The organism is Methylotenera sp. (assembly GCF_029946165.1).
Taxonomy (GTDB): Bacteria; Pseudomonadota; Gammaproteobacteria; order Burkholderiales; family Methylophilaceae; genus Methylotenera.
In genome coordinates, this window is record NZ_JAQSDZ010000022.1 from 26,186 (window position 1) to 51,810 (window position 25,625).

Annotated in this window: 30 protein-coding genes; 26 read left to right on the forward strand and 4 right to left on the reverse strand. The window is 43.1% G+C overall.

Annotated elements, in window-relative coordinates; translation table 11 throughout:
- The first annotated feature begins 1 nt into the window (after nt 1).
- The 4 genes from PSV17_RS11385 to PSV17_RS11400 are packed head-to-tail and all read left to right on the forward strand — an operon-like array spanning nt 2 to nt 2,761.
- Entirely contained in the window at nt 2–949 is a 948-nt protein-coding gene (locus tag PSV17_RS11385; RefSeq protein WP_300482698.1) for a PhoH family protein, read from the forward strand.
- A gap of 56 nt (nt 950–1,005) precedes the next feature.
- On the forward strand, nt 1,006–1,425 hold the full coding sequence (locus PSV17_RS11390) for a phosphate-starvation-inducible PsiE family protein (RefSeq protein ID WP_300482699.1): 420 nt from the start codon (nt 1,006–1,008) through the stop codon (nt 1,423–1,425).
- 30 nt (nt 1,426–1,455) lie between these two features.
- Nucleotides 1,456–1,893, forward strand: coding sequence for an rRNA maturation RNase YbeY (gene ybeY / locus PSV17_RS11395; RefSeq protein WP_300482701.1), 438 nt, complete (start codon nt 1,456–1,458; stop codon nt 1,891–1,893).
- Nucleotides 1,894–1,903: 10 nt separating this feature from the next.
- Complete coding sequence (locus PSV17_RS11400; RefSeq protein WP_300482703.1) at nt 1,904–2,761, forward strand: transporter associated domain-containing protein; 858 nt, start codon at nt 1,904–1,906, stop codon at nt 2,759–2,761.
- An 81-nt stretch (nt 2,762–2,842) separates the two neighbouring features.
- Here PSV17_RS11400 and mscL read toward each other — a convergent pair whose 3' ends face one another.
- Complete coding sequence (gene mscL, locus PSV17_RS11405) at nt 2,843–3,256, reverse strand: large conductance mechanosensitive channel protein MscL (RefSeq protein ID WP_300482705.1); 414 nt, start codon at nt 3,254–3,256, stop codon at nt 2,843–2,845.
- Between the two features lie 159 nt (nt 3,257–3,415).
- Between mscL and lnt the strand changes: the two genes are divergently transcribed.
- The 6 genes from lnt to PSV17_RS11435 all read left to right on the forward strand — a co-directional run bounded on the left by lnt (nt 3,416) and on the right by PSV17_RS11435 (nt 10,082).
- Nucleotides 3,416–4,939 (forward strand): apolipoprotein N-acyltransferase, encoded by a 1,524-nt coding sequence (gene lnt, locus PSV17_RS11410; protein WP_300482706.1) that lies wholly within the window; start codon nt 3,416–3,418, stop codon nt 4,937–4,939.
- 86 nt (nt 4,940–5,025) lie between these two features.
- Entirely contained in the window at nt 5,026–5,949 is a 924-nt protein-coding gene (gene glyQ / locus PSV17_RS11415) for a glycine--tRNA ligase subunit alpha (RefSeq protein ID WP_300482707.1), read from the forward strand.
- Nucleotides 5,946–8,045 carry a glycine--tRNA ligase subunit beta gene (glyS, locus tag PSV17_RS11420; protein ID WP_300482709.1) on the forward strand — a complete coding sequence of 700 codons (2,100 nt, stop codon included), beginning with the start codon at nt 5,946–5,948 and terminating at the stop codon, nt 8,043–8,045. Before glyQ ends, glyS begins: the two co-directional genes overlap by 4 nt.
- Before the next feature lie 19 nt (nt 8,046–8,064).
- Entirely contained in the window at nt 8,065–8,625 is a 561-nt protein-coding gene (gene gmhB, locus PSV17_RS11425) for a D-glycero-beta-D-manno-heptose 1,7-bisphosphate 7-phosphatase (protein ID WP_300482711.1), read from the forward strand.
- Between the two features lie 48 nt (nt 8,626–8,673).
- The gene (locus PSV17_RS11430) at nt 8,674–9,378 is read left to right on the forward strand and encodes a lysophospholipid acyltransferase family protein (protein ID WP_300482713.1); all 705 of its coding nucleotides are present in this window, start codon (nt 8,674–8,676) and stop codon (nt 9,376–9,378) included.
- The gene (locus PSV17_RS11435) at nt 9,378–10,082 is read left to right on the forward strand and encodes a SprT family zinc-dependent metalloprotease (protein ID WP_300482714.1); all 705 of its coding nucleotides are present in this window, start codon (nt 9,378–9,380) and stop codon (nt 10,080–10,082) included. Before PSV17_RS11430 ends, PSV17_RS11435 begins: the two co-directional genes overlap by 1 nt.
- A gap of 23 nt (nt 10,083–10,105) precedes the next feature.
- Here PSV17_RS11435 and PSV17_RS11440 read toward each other — a convergent pair whose 3' ends face one another.
- The gene (locus tag PSV17_RS11440) at nt 10,106–10,693 is read right to left on the reverse strand and encodes an SCO family protein (RefSeq protein WP_300482715.1); all 588 of its coding nucleotides are present in this window, start codon (nt 10,691–10,693) and stop codon (nt 10,106–10,108) included.
- Nucleotides 10,694–10,826: 133 nt separating this feature from the next.
- Between PSV17_RS11440 and PSV17_RS11445 the strand changes: the two genes are divergently transcribed.
- The 3 genes from PSV17_RS11445 to PSV17_RS11455 all read left to right on the forward strand — a co-directional run bounded on the left by PSV17_RS11445 (nt 10,827) and on the right by PSV17_RS11455 (nt 12,771).
- Nucleotides 10,827–11,741, forward strand: a complete 915-nt coding sequence (locus PSV17_RS11445) for a branched-chain amino acid transaminase (protein WP_300482901.1) — start codon at nt 10,827–10,829, stop codon at nt 11,739–11,741.
- Between the two features lie 118 nt (nt 11,742–11,859).
- Nucleotides 11,860–12,048: a zinc-finger domain-containing protein gene (locus PSV17_RS11450; RefSeq protein ID WP_300482716.1), complete on the forward strand. Its 189-nt coding sequence runs from the start codon at nt 11,860–11,862 to the stop codon at nt 12,046–12,048.
- A gap of 177 nt (nt 12,049–12,225) precedes the next feature.
- Complete coding sequence (locus PSV17_RS11455; RefSeq protein WP_300482719.1) at nt 12,226–12,771, forward strand: hypothetical protein; 546 nt, start codon at nt 12,226–12,228, stop codon at nt 12,769–12,771.
- A 17-nt stretch (nt 12,772–12,788) separates the two neighbouring features.
- Here PSV17_RS11455 and murI read toward each other — a convergent pair whose 3' ends face one another.
- A complete protein-coding gene (gene murI, locus PSV17_RS11460; protein ID WP_300482722.1) occupies nt 12,789–13,619 on the reverse strand; it encodes a glutamate racemase in 831 nt (276 codons plus the stop codon).
- A 47-nt stretch (nt 13,620–13,666) separates the two neighbouring features.
- On the opposite strand from murI, the gene PSV17_RS11465 reads away from it, so the two are divergent.
- From PSV17_RS11465 to tpiA, 12 genes are all read left to right on the forward strand, one after another.
- Entirely contained in the window at nt 13,667–14,215 is a 549-nt protein-coding gene (locus PSV17_RS11465) for a cob(I)yrinic acid a,c-diamide adenosyltransferase (RefSeq protein WP_300482725.1), read from the forward strand.
- A 36-nt stretch (nt 14,216–14,251) separates the two neighbouring features.
- Nucleotides 14,252–15,715 carry a polynucleotide adenylyltransferase PcnB gene (gene pcnB, locus PSV17_RS11470; RefSeq protein WP_300482728.1) on the forward strand — a complete coding sequence of 488 codons (1,464 nt, stop codon included), beginning with the start codon at nt 14,252–14,254 and terminating at the stop codon, nt 15,713–15,715.
- A gap of 12 nt (nt 15,716–15,727) precedes the next feature.
- A complete protein-coding gene (gene folK / locus PSV17_RS11475) occupies nt 15,728–16,219 on the forward strand; it encodes a 2-amino-4-hydroxy-6-hydroxymethyldihydropteridine diphosphokinase (protein WP_300482731.1) in 492 nt (163 codons plus the stop codon).
- A gap of 16 nt (nt 16,220–16,235) precedes the next feature.
- The gene (locus PSV17_RS11480; protein ID WP_300482734.1) at nt 16,236–16,883 is read left to right on the forward strand and encodes a deoxynucleoside kinase; all 648 of its coding nucleotides are present in this window, start codon (nt 16,236–16,238) and stop codon (nt 16,881–16,883) included.
- 19 nt (nt 16,884–16,902) lie between these two features.
- On the forward strand, nt 16,903–17,715 hold the full coding sequence (gene panB / locus PSV17_RS11485; RefSeq protein ID WP_300482736.1) for a 3-methyl-2-oxobutanoate hydroxymethyltransferase: 813 nt from the start codon (nt 16,903–16,905) through the stop codon (nt 17,713–17,715).
- 24 nt (nt 17,716–17,739) lie between these two features.
- Nucleotides 17,740–18,588, forward strand: a complete 849-nt coding sequence (gene panC, locus PSV17_RS11490; RefSeq protein WP_300482738.1) for a pantoate--beta-alanine ligase — start codon at nt 17,740–17,742, stop codon at nt 18,586–18,588.
- A 116-nt stretch (nt 18,589–18,704) separates the two neighbouring features.
- Nucleotides 18,705–19,085 (forward strand): aspartate 1-decarboxylase, encoded by a 381-nt coding sequence (panD, locus tag PSV17_RS11495; protein ID WP_300482741.1) that lies wholly within the window; start codon nt 18,705–18,707, stop codon nt 19,083–19,085.
- On the forward strand, nt 19,086–19,463 hold the full coding sequence (gene rsfS / locus PSV17_RS11500) for a ribosome silencing factor (protein ID WP_013148837.1): 378 nt from the start codon (nt 19,086–19,088) through the stop codon (nt 19,461–19,463). It begins immediately after the preceding gene.
- A gap of 28 nt (nt 19,464–19,491) precedes the next feature.
- Nucleotides 19,492–19,959, forward strand: coding sequence for a 23S rRNA (pseudouridine(1915)-N(3))-methyltransferase RlmH (gene rlmH, locus PSV17_RS11505; protein ID WP_300482743.1), 468 nt, complete (start codon nt 19,492–19,494; stop codon nt 19,957–19,959).
- A 2-nt stretch (nt 19,960–19,961) separates the two neighbouring features.
- Nucleotides 19,962–21,395, forward strand: a complete 1,434-nt coding sequence (locus PSV17_RS11510) for a deoxyribodipyrimidine photo-lyase (RefSeq protein WP_300482745.1) — start codon at nt 19,962–19,964, stop codon at nt 21,393–21,395.
- A 113-nt stretch (nt 21,396–21,508) separates the two neighbouring features.
- Nucleotides 21,509–22,579 (forward strand): class II fructose-bisphosphate aldolase, encoded by a 1,071-nt coding sequence (fba, locus tag PSV17_RS11515; RefSeq protein WP_300482748.1) that lies wholly within the window; start codon nt 21,509–21,511, stop codon nt 22,577–22,579.
- A 79-nt stretch (nt 22,580–22,658) separates the two neighbouring features.
- Entirely contained in the window at nt 22,659–23,426 is a 768-nt protein-coding gene (tpiA, locus tag PSV17_RS11520; protein ID WP_300482750.1) for a triose-phosphate isomerase, read from the forward strand.
- Between the two features lie 28 nt (nt 23,427–23,454).
- Here the strand turns inward: tpiA and PSV17_RS11525 are convergent, their stop codons facing one another.
- Nucleotides 23,455–24,441, reverse strand: a complete 987-nt coding sequence (locus PSV17_RS11525) for a class 1 fructose-bisphosphatase (protein ID WP_300482903.1) — start codon at nt 24,439–24,441, stop codon at nt 23,455–23,457.
- Between the two features lie 351 nt (nt 24,442–24,792).
- On the opposite strand from PSV17_RS11525, the gene PSV17_RS11530 reads away from it, so the two are divergent.
- Nucleotides 24,793–25,587: a VacJ family lipoprotein gene (locus PSV17_RS11530; protein WP_300482753.1), complete on the forward strand. Its 795-nt coding sequence runs from the start codon at nt 24,793–24,795 to the stop codon at nt 25,585–25,587.
- Nucleotides 25,588–25,625 lie beyond the last annotated feature (38 nt).

The window sequence follows — 25,625 nt, forward strand, 5'->3', positions numbered from 1 at the left end:
AATGGAAATCAACCTAACCCCAGAAGACAACTCACGCTTAGCCAATCTATGCGGCGTGCTCGATGAAAATATCAAGCAAATTGAAGATGCGCTAGAAGTGCAAATTACCAGACGCGGCTCACATATGCGCTTTACTGGCGATGTGCACAATATGCGCTTGGCGGTGCAGCTAATTGAAAGCTTTTATATTCGCGCTAAAAATCCAATCGGCTTAGATGAAATTCAACTCGGCTTAGTTGAAATCAACAAACTAAAACCTGAGGATGTTGCTACCTCAAACGCACCTGTTTTAATGACACGTCGCACCGAATTACATGGTCGCACACCAAGACAAATCGCGTACTTGCAACAAATTCAAGACCACGATATCACGTTTGGCATTGGCCCTGCTGGTACAGGTAAAACCTATTTAGCCGTTGCCAGCGCAGTAGATGCTATGAGTCGCGACCGCGTTAAACGCATTGTATTAGTTCGCCCAGCGGTAGAAGCTGGCGAAAAACTAGGCTTTCTCCCTGGCGATTTAAACCAAAAAGTTGACCCCTATTTACGTCCTTTATACGATGCACTCTATGACTTAGCTGGTTACGATACAGTAAATAAAATGTTTGAGCGTGGTGCAATTGAGGTAGCGCCACTCGCCTACATGCGCGGCCGTACGCTTAACCAAAGCTTTATTATTTTAGATGAAGCGCAAAACACCACGCCTGAACAAATGAAAATGTTTCTAACCCGCATTGGCTTTGGCACCAAAGCCGTGATTACGGGCGACGTAACGCAGATTGACTTACAACGCCATCAAAAGAGCGGCTTAGTAGAAGCACAAAAAGTATTAAAAGACATCAAAGGCATCGCCATGACACACTTTTTATCTGCCGATGTAGTGCGTCATCCACTAGTGCAAAAAATAGTCAATGCGTATGAAGAATACGAGAAAATTAATGAGAAATAAAACCTTACAACTAGTAAGGTATAATTGTTTTTCCATTTGATGATTCAGGTTTAAAAATGACACCGAATAAATTTAGTAGATTGATGCAGCGCGGACTTGGTTATGTTGAACAAACCGTGTTGATTACCATTGCATTTGCCACAATTTTTGCGGTGTTTCAGGCAATTACGCATATCTATCTGGCTGCTGCGATTACGGTAGGTGATTTGTTATTGCTATTTTTATACCTAGAAGTCATGTCAATGCTTAACCACTACCTTGGCTCAGGTAGCCTGCCAGTGCGTTATCCGCTCTATATTGGCATAATTGCGCTTGCGCGCTATTTGGTATTGGAAGTCGCAGAGATTGACGCTTGGCAAATGATTGCACTATCTGGCTCAATTTTCTTGATTGCGATTGCGATTCTTATCATTCGTTTTGGTCATGTGCGATTTCCGTATGTAGATTGTCCTACACAGCAATCTAATAACAATTAATTAACGATTAATCACGCCCAAATTAAACTTATGCCTATCCTCAATTTGGCCGTTCAATACGCATCAACCTTAACTGACTTGCCCAGCAGAACACAGTTTCGACAATGGGCAAAAGCCGCTATTCGGGTTGATACTGAGGCGACAATACGAATCGTTGATGAAGTTGAAGGTCGTGAACTTAACAAAACTTACCGCGGCAAAGATTACGCGACGAATGTACTCACGTTTCCGCTTACTGATGAGCCGCATCTGATGGGCGATATTATTATTTGTGCGCCCGTGGTTGCCGCTGAGGCGCTCGCGCAGAACAAGCCGCTAGTGGCACATTATGCACATTTAACGGTGCATGGCATTCTACATTTGCATGGTTATGACCATGAAATTGAAGCGCAAGCCGAGTTAATGGAAAGTTTAGAGACTGCAATTATCACAAAATTAGGGTATCCTAATCCCTATCTCATAACATAGGACGCCGCTAATGGCTGTCGAGTCGGAAAAACCTAGCAACAAACCCTCTTTATTAGAACGTCTCAGTCACTTTTTATTACGTGAACCAGAAGATCGCGAGCAACTTGTAACGCTACTGCATGGCGCTTACGAAAACAGTTTGATGGATGCAGACTCGCTCGCCATGATAGAAGGCGTGCTACAAGTCAGTGAAATGCAAGTGCGCGATATTATGATTCCGCGCTCTCAAATGGATGTCATCGACATCACAGATCCTCCAGAAACCTTTATCCCACATGTAATTGAAACCGCCCACTCGCGCTTTCCTGTGATTGAAGATGACAAAAACGATGTGATTGGCATTTTGCTAGCTAAAGATCTACTCCGCTATTACGCAGGTGAGGACTTTGAGGTGCGCGACATGTTGCGCCCTGCAGTATTTATTCCTGAATCTAAGCGTTTGAATATATTGCTTAAAGAGTTTCGTAGCAATCGAAACCATATTGCCATTGTTGTCGACGAGTACGGCGGTGTAGCAGGCATGGTGACCATTGAAGATGTGCTTGAGCAAATCGTCGGTGATATTGAAGATGAATATGATTACGACGAAGATGAAGACAACATCATTCAAAATGCTGATGGCCAGTATCGTGTTAAAGCACTCACGGAAATTGCAGACTTTAACGAAGTAATAGGTACTGATTTAAGCGATGAAGAATTCTCGACCATTGGAGGTTTGGTGGTTCATCAATTCGGTCGCCTACCAAAACGTGATGACGAAATCATGTTAGGCGGTATACGATTTAGAGTGCTTAAGGCTGATAGCCGTCGCTTACATACCATGATGGTGGAAGTATTATCTAATGAAGCTGACTCAGTTTTAATTTAAATTAACAGTTTGAAAACTAAAAAAGGGCTTTAAAGCCCTTTTTTAGTTTGTTACTGATGCTAATGAATAGTCTTTGATTGATTATTTTTTCAGTGCATCACGAATTTCGCGTAACAATACAACATCTTCTGGTGTTGGGGCAGGTGCGGCTGGGGGTGCAGTCTTTTTCATTCTATTCATCATTTTAACGAGTTGAAAAATAACAAAAGCCAAAATCAAAAAGTTGATAGAAATCGTCAAGAAATTACCATAAGCGAGCACGGAACCTGCCTTTTTAGCCTCTACTAACGATAAACCAGCAGGCTGACCACTAAGTGCAATATACATGTTTGAAAAATCCACATTGCCAATAATTTTTCCTATTATTGGCATAATGATATCGCCAACCATTGAATCAACAATCTTGCCAAAAGCACCTCCAATAATCACACCAACAGCTAAATCCATCACATTGCCTTTTAAGGCAAATTCTTTAAACTCAGATGCCATACTCATACGCTTCTCCCACAAAATTAAAGATAATCAATAAATTAATTGTTGTAACAGCTCGTAATATAGGTTCTAAATACATTTCATGTCAATTAACACCAGATTTTCACAGCGTTAACACTGTAAATTTTTGTTATCTGGCGCTATCAAGCTACAATTCAGCTCATGCAAATAATCTCTAAAAATAAATTCATAAGGTCGCTCATACTATTTCTGCTTGGTGCCTTGTGTGTACTCGGTTTTGCACCTTTCTACTTTTACCCCGCGAGCATTTTATCGCTGATTGGTTTATTTTACTTTTGGCATCAAGATTACACGTCAAAACAAGCCGCCATATCAGGTTTTATTTACGGTCTAGGTTTATTTAGCACAGGCATTTATTGGATTTATATCAGCCTGCACGACTTTGGCAATATGCCTAGTGTAATAGCAGGTTTAGCTACATTTTTGTTATGTGCATTTATGGCCTTATTCACAGCCTTGGTAGGGGCTTTTAGTGTCAAAATCTCAAAAGCCCAACCCCCACAGTTGCTCATTAGCATTCCTATATTTTGGGCATTAGCCGATTGGACACGTAGCTGGATTTTTACTGGCTTTCCATGGCTAACCATGGGTTATAGCCAAGTGCCGCATAGTCCGCTGGCAGGCTATATGCCGATTATCGGCGTATATGGCGTATCGATGATCATGGTACTTATTGCAAGTTTGATTGGCTTTTGGCTTGCTAAACAACCTGCTACTTTACTGTGGAAGCGCAATACGATTGTCTTATTGCTACTAATTTGGGTGACAGGCAGCTTATTAAAATTGGTTGAATGGACCACACCAACATCCGAACCAATCTCCGTGGCGCTACTACAAGGCAATATCTCGCAAGATATTAAGTGGTCACCAGAGGTCGCTGAAAAGACGTTAAGTTTATATTTGCAAATGGCAGAGGCGAGTAAAGCCAAACTCATTATCATGCCAGAAACCGCCATGCCAGTGCTTTCCAGCCAAATTCCTCAAGAAATTATCACGCGTTTGCAAACACATGCAGTTCAGAATCAAGGCACAATTTTAGTCGGCGCTGTTGAACACGACAATGACGCATACTTTAATAGCATGTTAAGTATTAATGGCAGCAAACTTGAGGCATACCGCAAATCTCACCTTGTACCTTTTGGTGAGTTTATTCCATTAAAAGTGGCTTTCGGCTGGATTTATCGCGATTTACTCAACATGCCACTCAGTGATTTAACACGAGGCAGCATCCATCAACAACCGATGAGTATCGCAGGCGAAAAAGTCGCCATCAATATCTGCTACGAAGACGTATTTGGCGAAGAAATCATCCGCCAACTCCCCGCCGCCACGCTATTAGTCAACGCTAGTAATGATGCATGGTATGGGCAATCCAACGCGGCTTTTCAGCACATGCAGTTCTCACAAGCCCGAGCTTTAGAAACTGGCCGCACAATTTTACGTGCAACCAACACTGGCGCTACCGCCATTATTGATCCGCATGGCAATGTACTAGCCCATGCGCCACATTTTACCGAAACCACACTGAATGGCACGGCACAAGGTTATAGCGGTAGTACGCCTTATGTGCGTTGGGGAAACAGGTTATTCCTTATTATTTGCTTGATTGGTCTTAGCGCCATCTGTTTGCCCAATTTTTTGGCAAGTAAGCATAAAACAAAGTAAAATCACACCTTTACAAATTGTACGGCTGTAAGCTGTACAACTTAATCTATATAGAACCATTTAGAATCGAACCTTAGAATCAAATCATGGCGCTTACTTTTCAACAAATCATTCTCACCCTGCAAAACTACTGGAGCGATAAAGGTTGTGCATTACTGCAATCTTACGACATGGAAGTTGGCGCAGGTACATCACACACCGCGACTTTCTTACGCTCATTAGGCCCAGAGCCGTGGAAAGCGGCTTACGTGCAACCAAGCCGCCGCCCAAAAGATGGTCGTTATGGTGAAAACCCAAACCGATTGCAACATTACTACCAATTTCAAGTAGTGTTAAAGCCAGCGCCAGCAGACATTCTTGAGCTTTATCTAGGCTCACTTGAAGCGCTGGGTTTTGATTTAAAAAAGAACGACATTCGCTTTGTTGAAGATGACTGGGAAAACCCAACGTTAGGTGCATGGGGCTTGGGCTGGGAAGTTTGGCTGAATGGTATGGAAGTCACACAATTCACCTACTTCCAACAAGTTGGCGGCATTAACTGCAAACCTATTACAGGGGAAATTACCTACGGTTTAGAGCGCTTGGCAATGTATTTACAAGGCGTAGACAACGTTTACGACTTAACTTGGACAGAAGGTCTTAGCTATGGCGACGTCTATCTGCAAAATGAAAAAGAGCAATCAACTTACAACTTTGAACACTCAGATGCTGACTTCTTGTTTACGGCATTTACTGCGCATGAAAAACAAGCTTTACATCTCATTGAAGAAAAGCTATCACTACCCGCTTACGAGCAAGTACTAAAAGCAGCACATACCTTTAACTTGCTAGATGCTCGTGGCGCAATTTCAGTGACAGAGCGCGCAGGCTACATCGGCCGCATCCGTAACCTAGCCCGCTCAGTCGCCGCAGGTTATTTGGAAAGCCGCGCCAGACTTGGCTTCCCAATGGCACCAAAAGATTGGGCAGATGAAGTATTAACAGAATTAGCTAAGAAAGCCGCAGCATGAGTACGCAAAATTTATTAGTAGAACTATTTGTAGAAGAACTACCGCCGAAAGCGTTGAATAAACTTGGCGAAGCATTTTCAACCGTATTGTTTGAAACACTGAAATCACAAGGATTAGTGGCAGATGGCTCAGTTGTTACTGCGTTTGCATCGCCCCGCAGACTTGCTGTGCATGCAACCAATATACAAGCTGTCGCGCCAGATAAAACCTCTACTCAAAAACTTATGCCTGTAAGCGTAGGTTTAGATGCAAGCGGCAACCCAACACCAGCGTTAATTAAACGCCTAAATGGTATGGGCTTGGATGAAAGCGCTGTAGCAAATTTGACCAAGCAAGCGGATGGCAAAAATGAAGCTTTGTTTTTAGATGTATTGCAAAAAGGTGTTTCACTAAAAGATGGTTTGCAAAACGCATTGAATGAAGCCATTGCAAAACTGCCCATTCCAAAAGTAATGACTTACCAATTGGCTGATGGCTGGACGAGTGTGAACTTTGTGCGTCCTGCGCATAGTTTAGTCGCCCTACATGGCAATGAAGTGGTTGCGGTTAGCGCTCTTGGCTTAACTGCTGGTAATGCTACTCAAGGTCACAGATTTGAGGCAGCAGTCTCACCAGTGGTATTAAAAAATGCTGATAGTTACGCAGAGCAATTGAAAACTGAAGGTGCGGTGATTGCCAGTTTTGCTGAGCGCCGTGCAGAAATCGTACGTCAACTAAATGCGGCGGCAGCTAAACAAAACCTAAAACCCATTGAAGATGAAGCATTGCTAGACGAAGTAACCGCGCTAGTTGAGCGCCCGAATGTGTTACTAGGTCAGTTTGAAGAAATTTATCTCGAAGTACCACAAGAGTGTTTGGTTTTGACCATGAAGGCGAATCAAAAATACTTCCCATTGCTAGATGCCAACAATAAGCTCACAAATAAGTTTTTGATTGTCTCTAACATCAGCCCAGATGATGCCAGCGCAGTGATTGGCGGCAATGAGCGTGTTGTGCGCCCTCGCCTAGCAGATGCTAAGTTCTTCTTTGACCAAGACCGTAAGAAAACCCTTGAAAGCCGCTTAGAAGGTTTAAACAAGGTGGTTTACCATAATAAGCTTGGTTCTCAAGGTGAGCGTAATCTGCGTGTAGTTAAAATTGCAGCAGAAATTGCCAAGCAATTGGGTGATGCTAATTTTGTCTCTAAAGTTGAAAAAGCTGCACGCTTATCTAAAACAGACTTAGTCACTGATATGGTGGGTGAGTTTCCAGAATTGCAAGGCATTATGGGTCGTTATTATGCGCAACATGAGGGCTTTGATGATGATGTGGCTTATGCCATTGAAGACCATTACAAACCGCGCTTTGCAGGTGACGAACTACCACGAAACCAAGTGGGCATTTGCGTAGCATTAGCAGACAAATTAGAAACACTGGTTGGTTTGTTCAGCATTGGCGAGAAGCCAACGGGTGATAAAGACCCATTTGGATTGCGTCGTCAGGCACTTGGTGTGATTCGGATGTTAATAGATGGCGAGCTACCAATTCACTTTAATAAGCTTATTGCAATTGTGCTATCTCAATTTAATGGCGATAATAAGGCTGCCCAAGCAGTACAAGAATTTAGCTTAGACAGATTAGCAGTTAGCTTTAAAGAGCAAGGCGCCAGCCCACAAGAAGTAGATGCTGTGCTAGCACTTAACCCGCAATTATTGAGTGAAATTCCGCAACGACTTTCCGCCGTTCGCGCATTCTCTTTACTGGAAGAAGCCCCAGCGTTAGCTGCCGCTAACAAACGTGTTGGCAACATTCTGAAAAAGGTAGAAGGCGAAGTTAAAGCTGAAGTAAACACTAACTTACTACAAGAACCTGCTGAAATAGCACTCAATGAAGCGTTAAGCAAAGTAAAACCAGAAGCCGATATGTTATTTGAGAGTGGCGATTACACTGCATCACTTAAATCACTCGCGGCTTTAAAAGCGCCTGTGGATGCGTTCTTTGATAACGTGATGGTGAATGTTGACGACGTTGCACTTAAAGCAAACCGACTTGGTTTATTGGCGATTTTGCACCAAACCATGAACCGCGTTGCCGACTTATCTAAACTAGCTAGTTAACCGACAAAGCGAGCCACCCATGAAATTAGTGATTTTAGATAGAGACGGCGTAATCAATCAAGATTCTGCCAATTTCATCAAAAGTCCAAATGAGTGGATTTCGATTGCGGGTAGCCTTGAGGCGATTGCCTTGCTGAACCAATCTGGCTTTAGAGTGGCGGTGGCGACCAATCAGTCTGGCATTAGTCGTGGTTTGTTTGACATGACCACGCTTAATAGCATTCACGACAAAATGCATAAAGAATTAGCCGTGGTAGGTGGACGAATCGATGCGATATTCTACTGCCCACATGCGGCGGATGATCAATGCCACTGTCGCAAGCCTGATCCTGGCATGATAGAAGAAATTGGCCTGCGCTTTTCAATGGAATTGAAAAGTGTACCAGCTATTGGCGACGCGTTTCGTGATTTGCAGGCTTATGCCAGCGCGGGTTGCCAACCTATTTTAGTGCTCACAGGCAAAGGTGAAGCAACTTTAGCAACATCAAAGGAAAGCTCAGAAAAAGCATTACCGCCAAACACATGGGTTTGCGCTGACTTAGCGGAAGCTGTTCAGCGAATTATCTCCGAACTCGGCTAAATTAAAATACTTGGCTGAACAATAAGCTAAACACTATCGAAAGTCAGTATGCTATTTTTGCGTTCATTGTTGTTTTTTATCGGTCAAGTGATTACCGCGCCATTTTTCACGCTGATTGCGCTACTCGCCATGCCGCTTAACCCCGTTTTGCGTAATGACTTAATTTCAGGCTGGGCGCGCAGTATGATGTGGTGGCTTAAAGTCACTTGCAACATTCGCCATGAAGTTACGGGGCTAGAAAACATTGGCGACTCGCCCACTATCGTCTTGTCCAAGCATCAATCCGCATGGGAAACACTGGCTTTTCAAGCCATATTCCCAACGCAAGTTTATGTGCTAAAACGTGAATTATTATGGATTCCAATTTTTGGCTGGGGCTTAGCGATGTCTTCCCCTATCGCCATTGATCGCAGTTCTGGTCGTGAAGCGCTTAAAAAATTAGTGGCGAACGGTCAAGCAAGATTAAACCGAGGGCTGTGGGTAGTGATATTTCCAGAAGGCACGCGCATAACACCAGGTGAACGCAGTAAATATCATATAGGTGGTGCATGGTTAGCCACGCATACAAAAACTCAAGTGCTACCAGTCGCGCACAACGCGGGTGAATATTGGGCTAAAAACACATTTATCAAAAAACCTGGCGTCATCAAAATGCATATCGGCAAACCGATTCAAACCACCGGCGTAAAAGCGGATGCATTAAACCATCAGGTAGAAAGCTGGATTGAAGCTGAGATGCTCACGTTAAATTAATGAGCCACTCTCTCACATTACCTTCTGGCGACCACCTACATTACCAGTTGGAGCGCCGCCAACGCCGTACCGTAGGCTTAAAAATCACCCAAACTGGCTTGGTGATACATGCTCCTAAACGCATTTCACAGTCGCAGCTTGAGGACATCATTCTACAAAAATCTGACTGGGTGCTTAGAAAACTCGCCTCAGTTACCGCCAATAAAATACCAGAAATACAATGGCAACATGGCGAGCAACTTCTATTCTTAGGTAACGCAATCACACTCACCATTGAGCATAATGCCCGTTCAAAAGCAGTGGAATATGAGCCAGGTGTTTTGCAATTGGCAATGCCAAATCAAGATGAAATGTTAATCGCACGTAAAGTAGTGCAGTGGTACAAAAAGCAAGCAATCACTGACTTTACAAGACGCTTAGAGATTTTTTCAAGCAAATTAGGCGTTCAATTCACCTCACTGACCTTATCTAATGCAGCATCACGCTGGGGAAGTTGCAACTCTAAAAAAGAGATTCGGTTAAACTGGCGCTTGCTACAAGCCCCGCCGCACATTATCAATTACGTGATTTGCCACGAGCTGGCACATATTAAAGAGATGAATCATTCAGCAAAGTTTTGGGCGACTGTTGCTGGTATTTTCCCTAATTACAAATCGGCTGAAAAAGAACTAAAAGCTATATCGGCTCAATTACATAGATTCTAATACGTAGGTTTTAAAGCTTCATCTTAGAGTATCTGCTTAATATCATTGGCAATATCGGCAGGTTTTTCTCCGTAATCTACGTACAACCTGATTTTTCCTAATTTATCAAATATATACATACCAGCACTATGGTCTAGCGTATATCCACCCCTACCTTGCGCCTCTACTTTTTTTGCATAAATTTTAAAAGTAGCGGCAGTCGCAGCAATGGTTGCTTCATCACCTCTAAGACCAATAAATCGTTTATCAAATGAGGGTACAAATTGCGCTAAAACTTCTTGAGTATCCCGCGCTGGGTCTAGCGTGACAAATAATACTTGCACTTCATCTGCACGTGGCCCAAGCAATTTCATGGTTTGTTTTAAATCCAACATCGTGGTGGGGCAAACGTCTGGGCAATGCGTATAGCCAAAAAACAATGCCACGGCTTTACCTTTAAAATCAGCCATCGTACGCTGTTTGCCAGTGTGATCTGTCAGGCTGAATGATTGACCAAAATCGGCGCCGGTAATGTCAGTCGCAACTAAGTTACTCGCCTCGCCAGTAGGCTTGCAGGCCGATAAAAAACTTAAGAAAGCTACAAGACAAAATGTTTTTAGTAAATGTTGCACAAATTACTCCAAATAAGTTTTAAATTTATACGCTTTTGATTTTAACATGCGCTAAGAATTCCGCGCTTTAGTTTACAATAATGCTTTTACAAAATTCGTTTATAAGGCAGCAATAATGGCAATTCCAACATCAATGGCAGACCGTGACGGCGTAATTTGGTATGACGGCAAAATGGTTAACTGGCGCGACGCCACAACACACGTTTTAACACACACTTTGCATTACGGCATGGGCGTATTTGAAGGCGTGCGTGCTTACAAAACTGACAAAGGCACTGCTATTTTCCGTTTGACAGAACATACCGACAGATTGTTTCGCTCTGCTCACATTTTGCAAATGAAAATGCCATTTACAAAAGAAGAGATGATTGAAGCGCAAAAAGCAGCCGTGCGCGAAAACAACTTAGAATCAGCTTATATGCGCCCAATGGCGTTTTATGGTGCTGAAGCAATGGGCATTTCTGCTAAAACATTGTCAACCCACGTGATTGTTGCCGCTTGGAAATGGGGCGCATATATGGGTCAAGAAGCGCTAGATAACGGCATTCGCGTAAAAACATCATCATTTTCACGTCACCATGTAAACATCACCATGTGTAAAGCCAAAGCTAATGGCAACTACATGAACTCTATTCTTGCGCACCAAGAAGCTGCGCAAGATGGCTACGAAGAAGCATTATTGTTAGATGTAGACGGCTTTGTTGCTGAAGGTTCGGGCGAGAATATATTTATTGTGCGTAACGGCAAACTTTACACGCCAGACTTAACCAGCGCGTTAGAAGGCATTACCCGCGACACGATTGTGCAACTTGCTGCTGAAATTGGCTTAACTGTGATTGAAAAACGCATCACCCGCGATGAAGTGTATGGCGCAGATGAAGCCTTCTTTACAGGTACAGCTGCTGAAGTAACACCAATTCGCGAGTTAGATCGCCGTGCAATTGGCGCTGGCACAGCAGGCCCCATCACTAAACAACTACAAAAAATGTATTTTGATGTAGTACACGGCAGATCAGAAAAACATGCTGATTGGTTAACATTGGTTTAAAAAAAACATGTTAATCTTTGCACCGTTATTCTGAACAAAGCGAAGAATCCATAATTTTTGTAACATTGAAACTGGATACTTCGCTTACCTCAGAATGACAAATTGAGGAAATTGATGCATGTCTAACACAAATGAAATTGAAGTTACCGCTAAAGACCTACCACTGCACTGCCCAACAGCTGAAGTTGCGCTTTGGTCATCACACCCACGCGTATTTTTAGATATAGCCGAAACCGGCCATGTGGCATGCCCATACTGCGGCACCAAATATAAACTTAAAGCGGGTGAAGTGGTCGGGCATCATTAACTTGAAACCTACATTACGTTATACATAATGAGCATAACAGTCGATGATTTAGATGGTCAGTTGATTGATGGCTTAGAGTTTTGTGCAAAGACCTACTCTCTATTCGAGAGCCTTAGGGCGGAGCCTGGGGGTGCAGAGCGGTTGCGGTTGCGCTCTGGCAATAATGAGAAACGCCTCTTGGAGGAGCTTCTCCCAATATGTCGCTACGTGCAAACCTACTATAGACTCGGACGATATATCTCAGTTCGTTGGGTTAACGATAGTCAGTCATATGACGCAGAATTACATCAACGCGGCGATTACATTGATCAAGGATATTTCGCACCACAAGCGTTTCTAGAAGCAACCTGTGCAATGCATCAGAACGAACATTGGGTCTGGAAGCTGCTAAGCCAAGGAAAAGTCGCTTATGCACCAGAAGGCATGGATACAAAAAAGGGCTCGCCTCTTAAGTCCGCACCTGTTGTATTTACTAACTATGAACACGTATTGAAATTTGCTCCAATCATCGTCGCATCAATTCGGAAAAAATCCGAAATTGCATATCCTGAAAATACCTCACTTGTCGTCCAGTGCCATCTAAATAGCCTCTATACGGCTGAAGATTGGCGTATGCTCATTTCTGAAGTCGAGCGCGATATTCTAGCTTCACCTTTTCGTGAGGTGCTGCTGTTTGATGGGACAACAGAGCGCACGACACCCTTAGCTATCCGCGTACAATGATGCCCAAAAACTAAACGCTAAAAAATCTGAACTTCCGCCTTTGCGCCCCACAAGGCTTCAATCACTTGAGCGGAATTATCTGCTTGGCTATTCGTCCAAAAAGCTACATTCGCTTCTGCCTCAACAGTTGTTAACAAATCTTGCGCTGCTAACTTCTTCTGTAAATACTTTGCCACGGCAGCGCCTGTATCAACAATGGCAACGTTGTTACCCACGGCTTGCTCGATTAATGGTTTTATAAAGGGGTAATGCGTGCAACCTAGCACAATGGTATCTGCGCCTTCTGCCAATAAGGGCGCACAGTATTGCTGCACCAGTGCGTTTGTATTGTCCGTATCTAGCTCACCACGCTCGACACATTCCACCAAACCTACGCAAGCTTGCGTGACTACTTTGACATTGCGGCCATAACTTTCTAACAACGCCGCGAATTGCGCGCTTTTAAGTGTGCCCGTAGTTGCCAGCACGCCAATGATGCCGTTTTTAGTCGCTGCTGCAGCTGGTTTAACAGCTGGCTCCATGCCGATAATCGGTAGAGAATACCTTGCTCGCATAGCATCAATCGCAGCAGCTGTCGCCGTATTACATGCCACCACTAGCGCTTTAGCATTTTTAGCGATTAAAAATTCGGCAATCTCAAAGCAACGCGCTTGAATTTCTGCCGCTGTTTTGTTGCCGTATGGCGCATATTTGCTATCTGCCACATAGAGCAATTGTTCATTTGGCAATAAGGTATGAATATGTTTTAAAACAGAAATTCCGCCGACGCCAGAGTCGAATACGGCAATCGGTTTTTCCGCGTACTTATCAACTGGAGTTTCATTAGACTTAATGGTTTGAGCGCTCATTACAAGGTCGTCATCAGTTACAATGCACGTATTATAGAGGAAATATTATGGGAAACAGACTCAGTAAAATTTATACCCGCACGGGTGATAGCGGCACAACAGGCTTGGGTGATGGCAGCCGCATCAATAAAGACAGCTTGCGTGTCGAGGCGATGGGCGATGTGGATGAATTAAACTCAGTCATTGGCGTGATGATGACCGAAGCTCTGCCTAGCAAGCTGGTAGAACCGCTTACCCAGATTCAACATGATTTATTCAATGTGGGTGGCGAAATTTGCATTCCAGGCTATGTCATATTGCAGCAATCACGCATTAGTGATTTAGAGAGCGTGATTGACGAACTTAACAGCCAATTGTCGCCGCTTAAAGAATTTATCCTGCCAGGGGGCACAAAAGCAGCGGCTTACTGCCACCTAGCGCGTACGGTATGTAGACGCGCTGAGCGCAAGCTTGTAGAGCTTCATCGTAATGAAAAAGTCACAGATATTTCTCTTCAATATTTGAATCGTTTGTCTGATTTACTGTTTGTCATGTGTCGCGTAATCAATAAAGAGGCAGGCGTGAGTGATGTTCTTTGGAAAAACGAGCATGCATAATTTTTAGAAGTTCTGTTCGTAAGTTATAATTCGACCATGATTAAAAAATTGCTAGATAGAATTTTCAAGCCCAAGATTGCCAAACCTGAGCATGTTAATGCTGCGCCAGCTAAAACGCAGCAAGCGCCTACTCATCGCCCAACACTTAGAACAAAAAAAACAGCGCACAAAAATATCGATAGTATTTATCATGGGGCAACGGTAATTGCACATAAAACCCATAAAATAGACCGCGATTTGTTAAGTAATGCTGCGCTAAAAACTACTGAAGGTTTACATAAAGCAGGCTTTGAAGCTTATATTGTGGGTGGCGCAGTGCGTGACTTACTGCTTAACCGTACGCCCAAAGACTTTGATGTAGCGACCGATGCCACGCCAGAAGAAGTGAATCGTATATTTAGACGCTCGCGCCTTATAGGCAAAAGATTCAGATTGGTTCACGTACTCTTTGGCGACGAAACCATTGAAGTTTCAACCTTTCGCGGTAGTCATTTAGAAACTGAGGGCAACCCAAAAGGTGACTCTAAAACCTCAGATTCTGGCCGCATTATTCGGGATAACGTGTTTGGCTCAATTGTAGATGATGCAGTGCGTCGAGATTTTACTGCAAATGCCCTGTATTACAACCCAGCTAGCCAAGAAGTGTTGGACTTTCACCACGGTTATACCGATATAAAAGCTGGCATTTTGCGCATGATAGGCAAACCAGAAACGCGTTATGCTGAAGACCCTGTGCGCATGTTGCGTGCTGTACGACTATCTGCCAAATTAGGCTTAAAGATTGATCAAGCCACACAAGCACCCATCGCGAAAATGGCAGATTTACTGCAAGATGTGCCGCCTAGCCGCTTGTTTGATGAAATGCTCAAGTTGTTTTTATCTGGTCATGCAATGGAAAGCGTCAGCGCTTTACGCGAGCAACACTTGCACCATGGCTTATTGCCGATGTTAGATGTTGTGTTAGAGCAGCCTATGAGTGAGCGTTTTGTCATGCTGGCACTCAAAAACACCGATGATCGTATACTTTCTGGCAAATCAGCTAACCCGAGCTTTTTATTCGCCACCCTACTTTGGCATGAAATGTTAGCCGCTTGGGAAAGCTACAAAGCAGAAGGTCAGCATGCGATTCCAGCACTGCACATGGCGATGAGTGAAGTGATTGCGACTCAAGCTGAGAAAATGGCGATTCATAACCGTTACACCGCCACCATGAAAGAAATTTGGGGTATGCAACCACGTTTTGAACAACGCGCAGGAAAGCGGCCATTTGGCTTACTTACGCACCCACGTTACCGTGCTGGCTATGACTTTTTACTATTACGTTGTGAGTCTGGTGAATTACCAATGGAATTAGGCGAGTGGTGGACTGCATTCGCCAATGCGGATGGTGAAGGACGCACAGCCATGCTACAAGCTGACACTGCGCCTAAAAAGCGTAAAAAAAGAAGTCGCAAAAAACCTGCTGGTGCGAGTACTGTTAGTACTAGTGAAACTGAATAAATCTCCGCATTGATGAAACAGGCTTTTGTTGCGCTGGGGAGTAATTTAGCAAACCCAACTTCACAAGTAGAATCAGCTTTCTCTGCACTTGAGAAGCTACCTAACACGCGCGTATTAAAGAAATCATCTTTATATAAAACTGCGCCAATTGGTTATGAAGCAGAGCAGTTAGAGCAGATTCCAGACTTTATTAATGCAGTAGCCGAGCTTGAAACAGAGTTAACCCCAATTGAGTTACTCGATGCATTATTGGAAATTGAAAATCAGGCTGGGCGCGAACGCCCATTTCCAAATGCGCCACGAGTGCTGGATTGTGATTTATTGCTTTATGAAAATGTTAGCATGGAGTCCACCAAGCTAACATTGCCGCACCCAAGAATGCATCAGCGCGGTTTCGTTTTATTACCATTATTTGAAATCGCAGCGCAATTATCCATCCCGAATCATGGCAAAATAGCGACATTGATTCACGAACAGCAATTTACTGGCATTAAAAAACTTTAGGCAATACACTAATCGCATGAGCATTTTTAACAAATTCCCTTATATCGTTGTTGAAGGCCCTATTGGCTGTGGCAAAACTACGTTAGCCAAAATGTTGGCCGATAAATTTCCTGTCGATTATTTATCTGAGAAAGCAGAAGCGAACCCATTTTTGCCACGTTTTTATCAAGATGCGCAACGTTATGCTCTGCCCACACAGCTGTTCTTTTTGTTTCAGCGTGCTAATCAAATGACAGATTTAAGCCAGCGCGACATGTTTGCCAAACCTATTGTTGCCGACTTTTTCTTAGAAAAAGACCCAATTTTTGCACGGCTGAATTTAGATGATGAAGAATACGCGCTGTATCACAATATCTATTCGCACTTGCAGCTAAAGGCACCCAAACCAGATTTGGTGATTTATCTACAAACCCCTATTGATGCCCTTATGGAGCGCATTGAAGAGCGCAGCGTGAGTTACGAACAAGACATTCCACGTGAATATATTGAGCGTTTAGCCAATGCATATAGTGAATTTTTTCATAATTACGATGCATCGCCAGTGTTGATTGTGAATAATGAAAAATTGAATGTGCTAAAAAATGAAGATGCGCTTGATTTGCTACTTAACCGTATTATGCAGATTAAAGGTCAACGCGAATTCTTTAATCCGAACTTTGATTAGTTAGCTGTTAATTAAGCCAATGAACTTATCCAAATTACATGAAAAGGCTGCGGCTGGCGAGAAACTCGTCATGCTCACCAGTTACGACTCCACCTTTGCCAAGCTTTCTGAAGAAGCTGGTGTTGATATAATACTAGTAGGCGATTCGTTAGGCATGGTACTGCAAGGGGCTGAAAACACGCTTAATGTCAGCATGCATCATATGACTTATCACACCAAAAGCGTTTCTGCCGGCGCTTTAAATACCTACATCGTGGCAGATATGTCACTAGGTAGCTATGAGCACGACAATGAAGCCGCCTATAAAAATGCCGAATGGCTGATTCGTTCTGGTGCTCACATGGTGAAATTTGAAGGTGGCGGCAATAAAGTTAGAACTGCGCGTTACTTGGTTGAACGAGGCATTCCAGTTTGCGCGCACTTAGGCTTCACACCGCAATCAGTTAATCAACTGGGTGGTTATAAAATTCAAGGTAAAACCGACGAAAGTGCCACTCAAATCATGCAAGATGCCATTGCCATGAGTGAAGCTGGTGTAGGTTTCATCGTGCTAGAAATGGTACCTGCAACCCTTGCTAAAAAAATTACCGAAGCCATTAAAACACCAACCATAGGCATAGGCGCTGGTGTTGATTGCAGTGGTCAAGTGCTAGTCCTTCAAGATTTGCTTGGTATTTACACAGGGCCAGCCCACAAAAAAACTAGCGAATTTAAATCTCCACGTTTCGTGCGTAATTTTCTAAAAGACACTAATAGCATACAAGCGGCGGTTTCAGCTTATGTTAAAGCAGTGAAAGATAAAAGCTTTCCTGCGCTTGAGCATAGTTATTAAGTCCATTCTCAAAGTCTTAATTTAATGCAAATTATTAACACCATAGCCGAATTAAGAAGCGTTTTAAAAAACCAATCAAATGTCGCTTTTGTACCAACTATGGGCAACTTGCATGCGGGTCACGTTCAATTGGTTGAAGTGGCTAAACAGCATGCAAACTGTGTTGTAGTGAGCATCTTTGTTAACCCACTACAATTTGGGCCAACTGAAGATTTAGCGAGTTACCCACGTACTCTAGATGCCGATTGTAAAAAGCTAAAAGCAGCTGGCGCTAGCATTGTTTTCACGCCCACTGTTGAGGAAATGTACGCCGACTTTGACGGTAAAAATCTCAACCAAAGCATGACCATCACACCGCCACCTATCGCCAACGAGCTTTGCGGTGCTGCGCGACCAGGCCACTTTGCTGGCGTTGCCACCGTGGTAATGAAGCTTTTTAATATGGTACAACCAAGTGTTGCTGTATTTGGTCAGAAAGATTTTCAGCAATTATTCATCATCAAACAAATGGTGAAACAATTTAATTTGCCCATTCACATTATTGGCGTGGATACAGTGCGAGAGCCAAGTGGCTTAGCGATGAGCTCGCGTAATGGTTACTTAACGAATGAGCAGCGTGCCACTGCAAGTCAACTAAATGGTGCTTTGCGAGATACTGTTCAATCTGTAAAAAATGGTAATCAAGATTACTCTCAACTAGAGCAACAAGCTAAATCTACCCTCAATAAGCAAGGTTGGGCGGCCGACTACATATCGATACGCTCTAGCTTAACGCTATTACCTGCTTGCAACACAGACACTGAATTAGTCGTTTTAGGCGCAGCTAAATTAGGTAACACCCGACTAATCGACAACCTAACATTCAATATTTAACGCCTTTTTACAGGCAAATAGCTTAATACAAATAGTAGGTGAATAGATGTTAAGTTACTATAAACCGTTGAATACACTATAATACTGTTTTTTATATCTAATGAGTTTTCAGCATTATGCAAAGAACAATGCTTAAATCTAAATTACACCGCGTACATGTAACGCATAGTGAGCTTCATTACGAAGGTAGCTGTGCTATTGATGAAAACTTGCTTGAAGCCGCTAACATTAGCGAGTACGAGCAAATTCATTTGTACAACGTGACTAATGGCGAGCGTTTTAGCACTTACGCGATTTTAGCTGAGCGCGGCTCAGGTATTATCTCAGTCAATGGTGCAGCCGCACACAAAGCAGCGCCTGGCGATATTATGATTATTGCCAGTTATGCAAACTATAACGAATTAGAACTACAAAAATTCTCACCCCAACTTGTGTATGTGGACGATAACAACCGCATACAATCTCAACGCAATGCAATTCCAGCACAGGCCGCTTAAATGACAATTGATGTAAACGCAGTAAACTATTTAGAAACAATGAAACAAGCAGTGATTGATGCCATTGAAGATATCAAAGGCTTCGACATCACCCCTATGGATGTTCGCAAGCTTACGAGCATGACTAGTTATATGATTGTGGCTTCTGCTACATCAAGCCGCCAAGCCAAAGCTATTGCGGATAACGTGCGTGAAAAACTGAAAGAAAAAGGCTATCACATTCGCGGTACTGAAGGCGAAAAAGAAGGTGAATGGGTGCTGGTCGATTTAGATGATATCGTCGTACACATTATGGTACCAACCACACGTGCTTACTATAACCTAGAACAACTATGGGGCGAGGCTGAAAGCCGCCGCGGCCATATCAAAGCTGAGTAATTAGTTCATTCGCCAGCAGAGTTAGTGCATGAAGCTGCGTATTATCTCTGTCGGCCACAAAATGCCAAGCTGGGTTGAAACCGCTTGCGCAGAATACACCAAGCGCATGCCTCGCGAAGCTACTGTTGAAATTATTGACATCAAGCCCGAAAAACGTGCAGCTGGCAACAGCACTGAAAATATTCAGCTCATTGAAGCCAAACGTATTCTAGAAGCTGTCGGTAAAGATTTATGTATTGCTCTAGATGAACGTGGGCAAGAAGTTACCACACTACAACTAGCAGATAAATTCAAAGATTGGCAAGCTTCAAGCCGTGATGTGTCGCTCATCATTGGCGGCGCTGACGGATTGCATGCTTCTGTAAAACAAAAAGCTGATTGGCTTTGGGGGCTTTCTAAACTTACCTTGCCGCACGCCATGGTTAGAGTATTGCTGACTGAGCAACTTTATCGCGCACATTCTGTCATTACCAATCACCCCTATCATCGCGAGTAAATATGCCTGAGCAGAAACCAATCTATGAAAAATCTTTAGTTTGGTTTAGACGTGACTTAAGAGATTACGACCATGCAGCGCTCTACCACGCACTAAAATCCTCCAAAACTGTATATTGCGTATTTGTATTTGATACTGCAATTCTTAACCAATTAAATGATAAGGCCGACCGCCGAGTAGAGTTTATTTGGGAAAGCGTAAGAGAATTAAAAACCTCACTTCAAAAACACGGCAGTGATTTAATTGTATTGCACGGCAATGCTAGCGATGAAATTCCAAAATTAGCCAACTCACTTTTATTGAGTGCTGTATTTGCTAATCATGATTATGAACCTAGCGCCATTGCTCGCGATGTACATGTGGCAGAACAACTGAATATTCTTAATATCAGTTTTCATCATTACAAAGATCATGTAATTTTTGAAAAAGATGAAGTGTTAAATCTCACAGGCAAGCCATATGGTGTATTCACGCCGTATAAAAACATGTGGCTGAAAACTATGAATGATTTCTTTTTGAAAGCATACCCAGTAGACGCTTATTTAAACCACTTGGCCAAACTTAAAGTAAGTCCGTTAATCAGCTTGGAAGATATGGGTTTTAAACGCACAAACTTAAGCGCTATGCATTTGCCAACAGGAATGCAAGGTGGGCTAACACTTTTTAATGACTTTAAAGAACGTATGAGTCGCTACAAAGACGCCAGAGATTTTCCTGCCATAAAAGGTGTTTCGTATTTATCTGTTCACCTTAGATTTGGCACTATTTCAATACGCCACCTAGCGCGCGAAGCACTGCATGAGAGCAATGCTGGCGCACAGACTTGGCTAAACGAACTTATTTGGCGTGATTTTTATGTGCAAATACTGCATCACAACCCCAACGTTGCTGCAGGTAAAGCCTATAAAGCTGAATTTGAAGCTTTAAAGTTTCCTGAGGACCCTAAGCTTTTTCAAGCTTGGTGTGATGGCAAAACTGGTTACCCATTAGTTGATGCCGCCATGCGCCAACTTAACACCACAGGCTTTATGCATAACCGTTTGCGCATGGTAGCTGCGAGCTTTTTGGTAAAAGATTTACTGATAGACTGGCGCTGGGGCGAGCGTTATTTTGCCGAAAAGTTAATCGATTTTGATCTAAGTGCCAATAATGGCGGCTGGCAATGGGCGGCCAGCACGGGATGCGATGCGCAACCTTGGTTTCGTATCTTTAACCCAATTACACAAAGTGAACGCTTTGATGCACAAGGAAAATTCATTCGTAAATATATGCCAGAGTTAGCAAAATGCAATGACAAGGAAATTCATGCACCTTGGTTGATTCCGCCATTACATCTGCAAGAGCTCAATTTAGTCATCGGTCAAGACTACCCAGCCCCCATAGTTGACCATACTACGCAAAGGCTGCAAGCTTTAGCGCTCTATAAAAATATATAATATGTTTTATATAAGACATAAGTGTTATATAATTTACACAGACTCACAAAGCCCACGCAAAGACAGAACTTAAGTATACTCATAGACATGTTTTAATTATTTGAAAGATCACCATGGCACTCGTTTCATTACGTCAATTGCTAGATCACGCTGCTGAACACGATTACGGTTTGGCAGCTTTTAATGTTAACAACATGGAGCAAGTCCATGCCATTATGCAGGCGGCAGACGAAACGAATAGCCCAGTGATTCTGCAAGGCTCGGCAGGTGCACGCAAATATGCCGGCGAAGCTTTTTTAAGGCATTTAGTATTAGCCGCTATAGAAACTTACCCACACATTCCAGTAGTCATGCATCAAGACCACGGACAATCGCCCGCAGTTTGTATTCAAGCAATACGCTCAGGTTTTTCTAGCGTGATGATGGACGGCTCATTGATGGAGGATGCAAAAACGCCATCCACTTATCAATACAACGTCGATGTGACTAAAAAAATCGTAGAGATTGCGCATGCCATTGGCGTATCTGTAGAAGGCGAACTCGGCGTATTAGGCTCGTTAGAAACAGGTCTTGCAGGCGAAGAAGACGGCTCTGGCGCAGTTGGCATTTTAAGCCACGACCAAATGCTCACCGACCCAGAAGAAGCCGCTGACTTTGTTCGTAGAACAGGCGTGGATGCGTTAGCCATTGCTATCGGCACTTCACACGGCGCTTATAAATTTAGCAAGCCGCCTACAGGTAAATCCCTCGCGATAAGTCGCATTAAGGAAATTCACGCGCGCATTCCCAACACACATTTGGTGATGCATGGCTCATCTTCCGTACCTCAAGAGTGGCTACAGATTATCAATGAGTTTGGTGGAGACATGGGTGAAACCTATGGTGTACCAGTAGAAGAAATTGTTGAGGGCATCAAATACGGTGTACGCAAAATCAATATCGATACAGATTTGCGCATGGCTTATACGGGATCTATTCGTAAGTTTTTCACTGAAAAAAGAAAAGAATTTGACCCAAGAAAGTTCCTCAGCGCCTCTACTGTCGCCATGCGAGCCATTTGCAAAGAGCGCTATGAGGCTTTTGGCTCCGCTGGCCAAGCTGCACTCATTAAGCCTATTTCATGCGACCAAATGGCGGTACGCTATAAAGCTGGGGAATTAGACGCGATTGTTAAATCAAAATAATCCGACTTATGAATCATAATATTGCGAATCGAAATATTGTGAGTCAAAGTCTTGCAAGTTAGAAATAAGGAATTTAGAAATGCGGCGTAACCTAGTAGTAGGCAATTGGAAGATGCATGGCAATATTCATAGCAACGAAACCCTACTCAATACATTGATTAGTGGACTAAGCGATTACAAAAATGCAGACTATGTTGTATGCGTGCCGAACCCTTACTTACATCAAACAAGGTCATTACTAGAGAACACTGGCATTGCCTGGGGTGGTCAAAACGTTAATCAGTTTGAAGAAGGCGCTTTTACTGGCGCTGTTTCACCGCACATGCTCACAGATCTTGGTTGCACCTATGTGCTTCTAGGACACTCAGAAAGGCGGGTGTTGTTTCATGAAACCAATTTATCAGCCGCAGCCAGATTTGATGCCTCCATTAAAGCCAACTTAACACCAATTTTATGTGTGGGTGAAACCCTCGCAGAGCATGAGGCTGGGCTGACAGAAGTCATCGTCGCAAGCCAAATGGATGCAGTAATGGCAACACTTAACGATGAAAATTTTGCCAAGGCAATGGAACTGAACATGGTGTTTGCCTACGAGCCAGTCTGGGCGGTTGGTACAGGTAAAACTGCAACGCCAGAGCAGGCGCAAATCGTACATCAATTTATTCGTCAGCGCATTGCAAGGCGTAATGCGGAGGCGGCTTCAAAAGTACGCATTATTTACGGCGGTAGCGTGAAAGCGCAAAATGCCGCTAAGTTATTCAGCATGCCAGATGTTGATGGCGGCTTAGTTGGCGGCGCATCGTTGAATGCGGAAGAGTTTATCGCCATATGCAAAGCGGCTAATTAGCCGCTTTATTTTCAATCTAAATTAAGGCTTACTTCCTCTTTGAAGTCACTTGATGGTAAGCCGCAATTCGATCCACCTCGCTTTTACTGCCCATCATCACGGGTACACGCTGATGTATACCGCTAGGCTGCACCTCTAAAATACGCTGTGAACCAGTAGTTGAAGCGCCACCCGCTTGCTCAACGATAAAGCTCATCGGGTTAGCTTCATACATTAAACGCAATTTTCCCGACCTTGACTTAGTGTCAGTTGGGTACATAAATACGCCACCACGCACTAAAATACGATGCACTTCCGCCACCATTGAAGCGACCCAGCGCATGTTAAAGTCTTTTTTACGGTCACCCTCTTCGCCCTGCAAACACTCATCAATATAGCGCTGCACAGGTTCTCGCCAAAAACGGTAATTCGACATATTGATAGCAAACTCCTGCGTCTCTTTAGCAATTTGCATATTGGGATGCGTCAGCAAGAATTCATTAGTATCAGCATCGAGCGTGAAACCATTAACGCCATTACCAGTAGTCAATACGAACATAGTAGATGTCCCATACAGCGCATAGCCAGCACATATTTGAGCATTACCAACTTGCAAATAATCGGCTAACTCAGGCTTGTTATTTGCACTTTTAAGAATAGAGAAAATAGTGCCCACCGATATATTCACATTCACATTTGATGAGCCATCGAGCGGATCAAAAAGCAATAAATATTGTCCATTTTGCTTATGCTTATCATCGATAGCTATCACATCGACCAACTCCTCAGTAGCCATTCCAGCAATGTAACCACTTTGCTGACAAGCTTCGATAAAGATATCATTAGTAATTACGTCCAACGCTTTTTGTACTTCCCCCTGCACATTTTCAGAGCTCAAACTACCCATATTTCCGGCTACAGCGCCTTTATCAATGGCAACAGCAATTTTTTTACATGCATCCACCACATCACTTAATATTTCATTAAGCGCAACACTATGCTCACCCTGCAAATGCTGCTTTAAAAAATCTGCTATCTTGATATGTTTAGTCACACGGCTTCCTAAGTTTAGATGTCACATGATGGGTGACTGATGAATTTACTAAGTTAAATGTATATTGATAATTGTGACACTTTACTGAAGATATCGCGAGTAAATCGTGAAAAGCGAGCAAAATAACCCATCAAATCATCGATTCAAATAAGCCAACAAACCATTAAAATTAAGTGTCATATAAGCAAATGCTGGACAACGACCATCCGCTACGTTAAAGTTATGATACGTTTTTCCGTAGTTGTTCATATAGTTAGTTAAGGTAGCTTAAAAAAACACCTTAAACAATGTTTTGTGATGAATTAGTGAAAAACTACAACTTTGGGGCCTTGCATGCGTACGAAAAAAATAACAAATTATAAAACTACTATCCTTGCTATTTGTGTGCTTTCACTAGCGACTCTGTCTGGTTGCGCCACTCAAGGCAATAAAGACCCACTTGAGGGTTTAAATCGTGGTGTATACAAATTTAACGATGTCACTGACAGGGCAATCATTAAACCTGTAGCTATCGCGTATAAAACCATCACACCTTCGCCTATTCGTACCGGGTTTAACAACTTTTTTACTAACTTAGGCTCACTCACAACCGTTTTAAATGATATTTTGCAGCTTAAACTTGCCGATGCATTCACTGACGCTGGCCGCTTTGTGATTAATAGTACATTTGGTATTGCTGGGTTTATTGATGTAGCAGGTAAGGATAATATACGATATCACAAAGAGGATTTTGGACAAACACTTGGTTTCTGGGGTGTAGGCAACGGTCCTTACTTAGTTTTGCCACTACTGGGTCCATCTAGCTTCCGTGATACGACTGGCTTAGTGTTTGATATAGTTACAAGCGACCCAATCACTTACCCCCATAATATTGGTCAAGTCAGATTAAGCAACCAATTACGCGCAGCTCAGTTTTTAGATAAACGCACGGAGTTACTGACCGCATCTGATTTAGTGGATGAAGCCTCACTAGATCCATATGCATTTACCCGCGATGCCTATTTGCAAAAACGCGCAAGCTTGGTTCAAGATGGACAAGCATCTGAAGAATTAAACAAAGATGATTATGAAGATATTGATGCAGAAATAGCGATTGATCCTGCAAACGCAGACACTCCAGCTAAATAAGCATATAAAAATGTAATGAATAAGCCCCAGTGATGGGG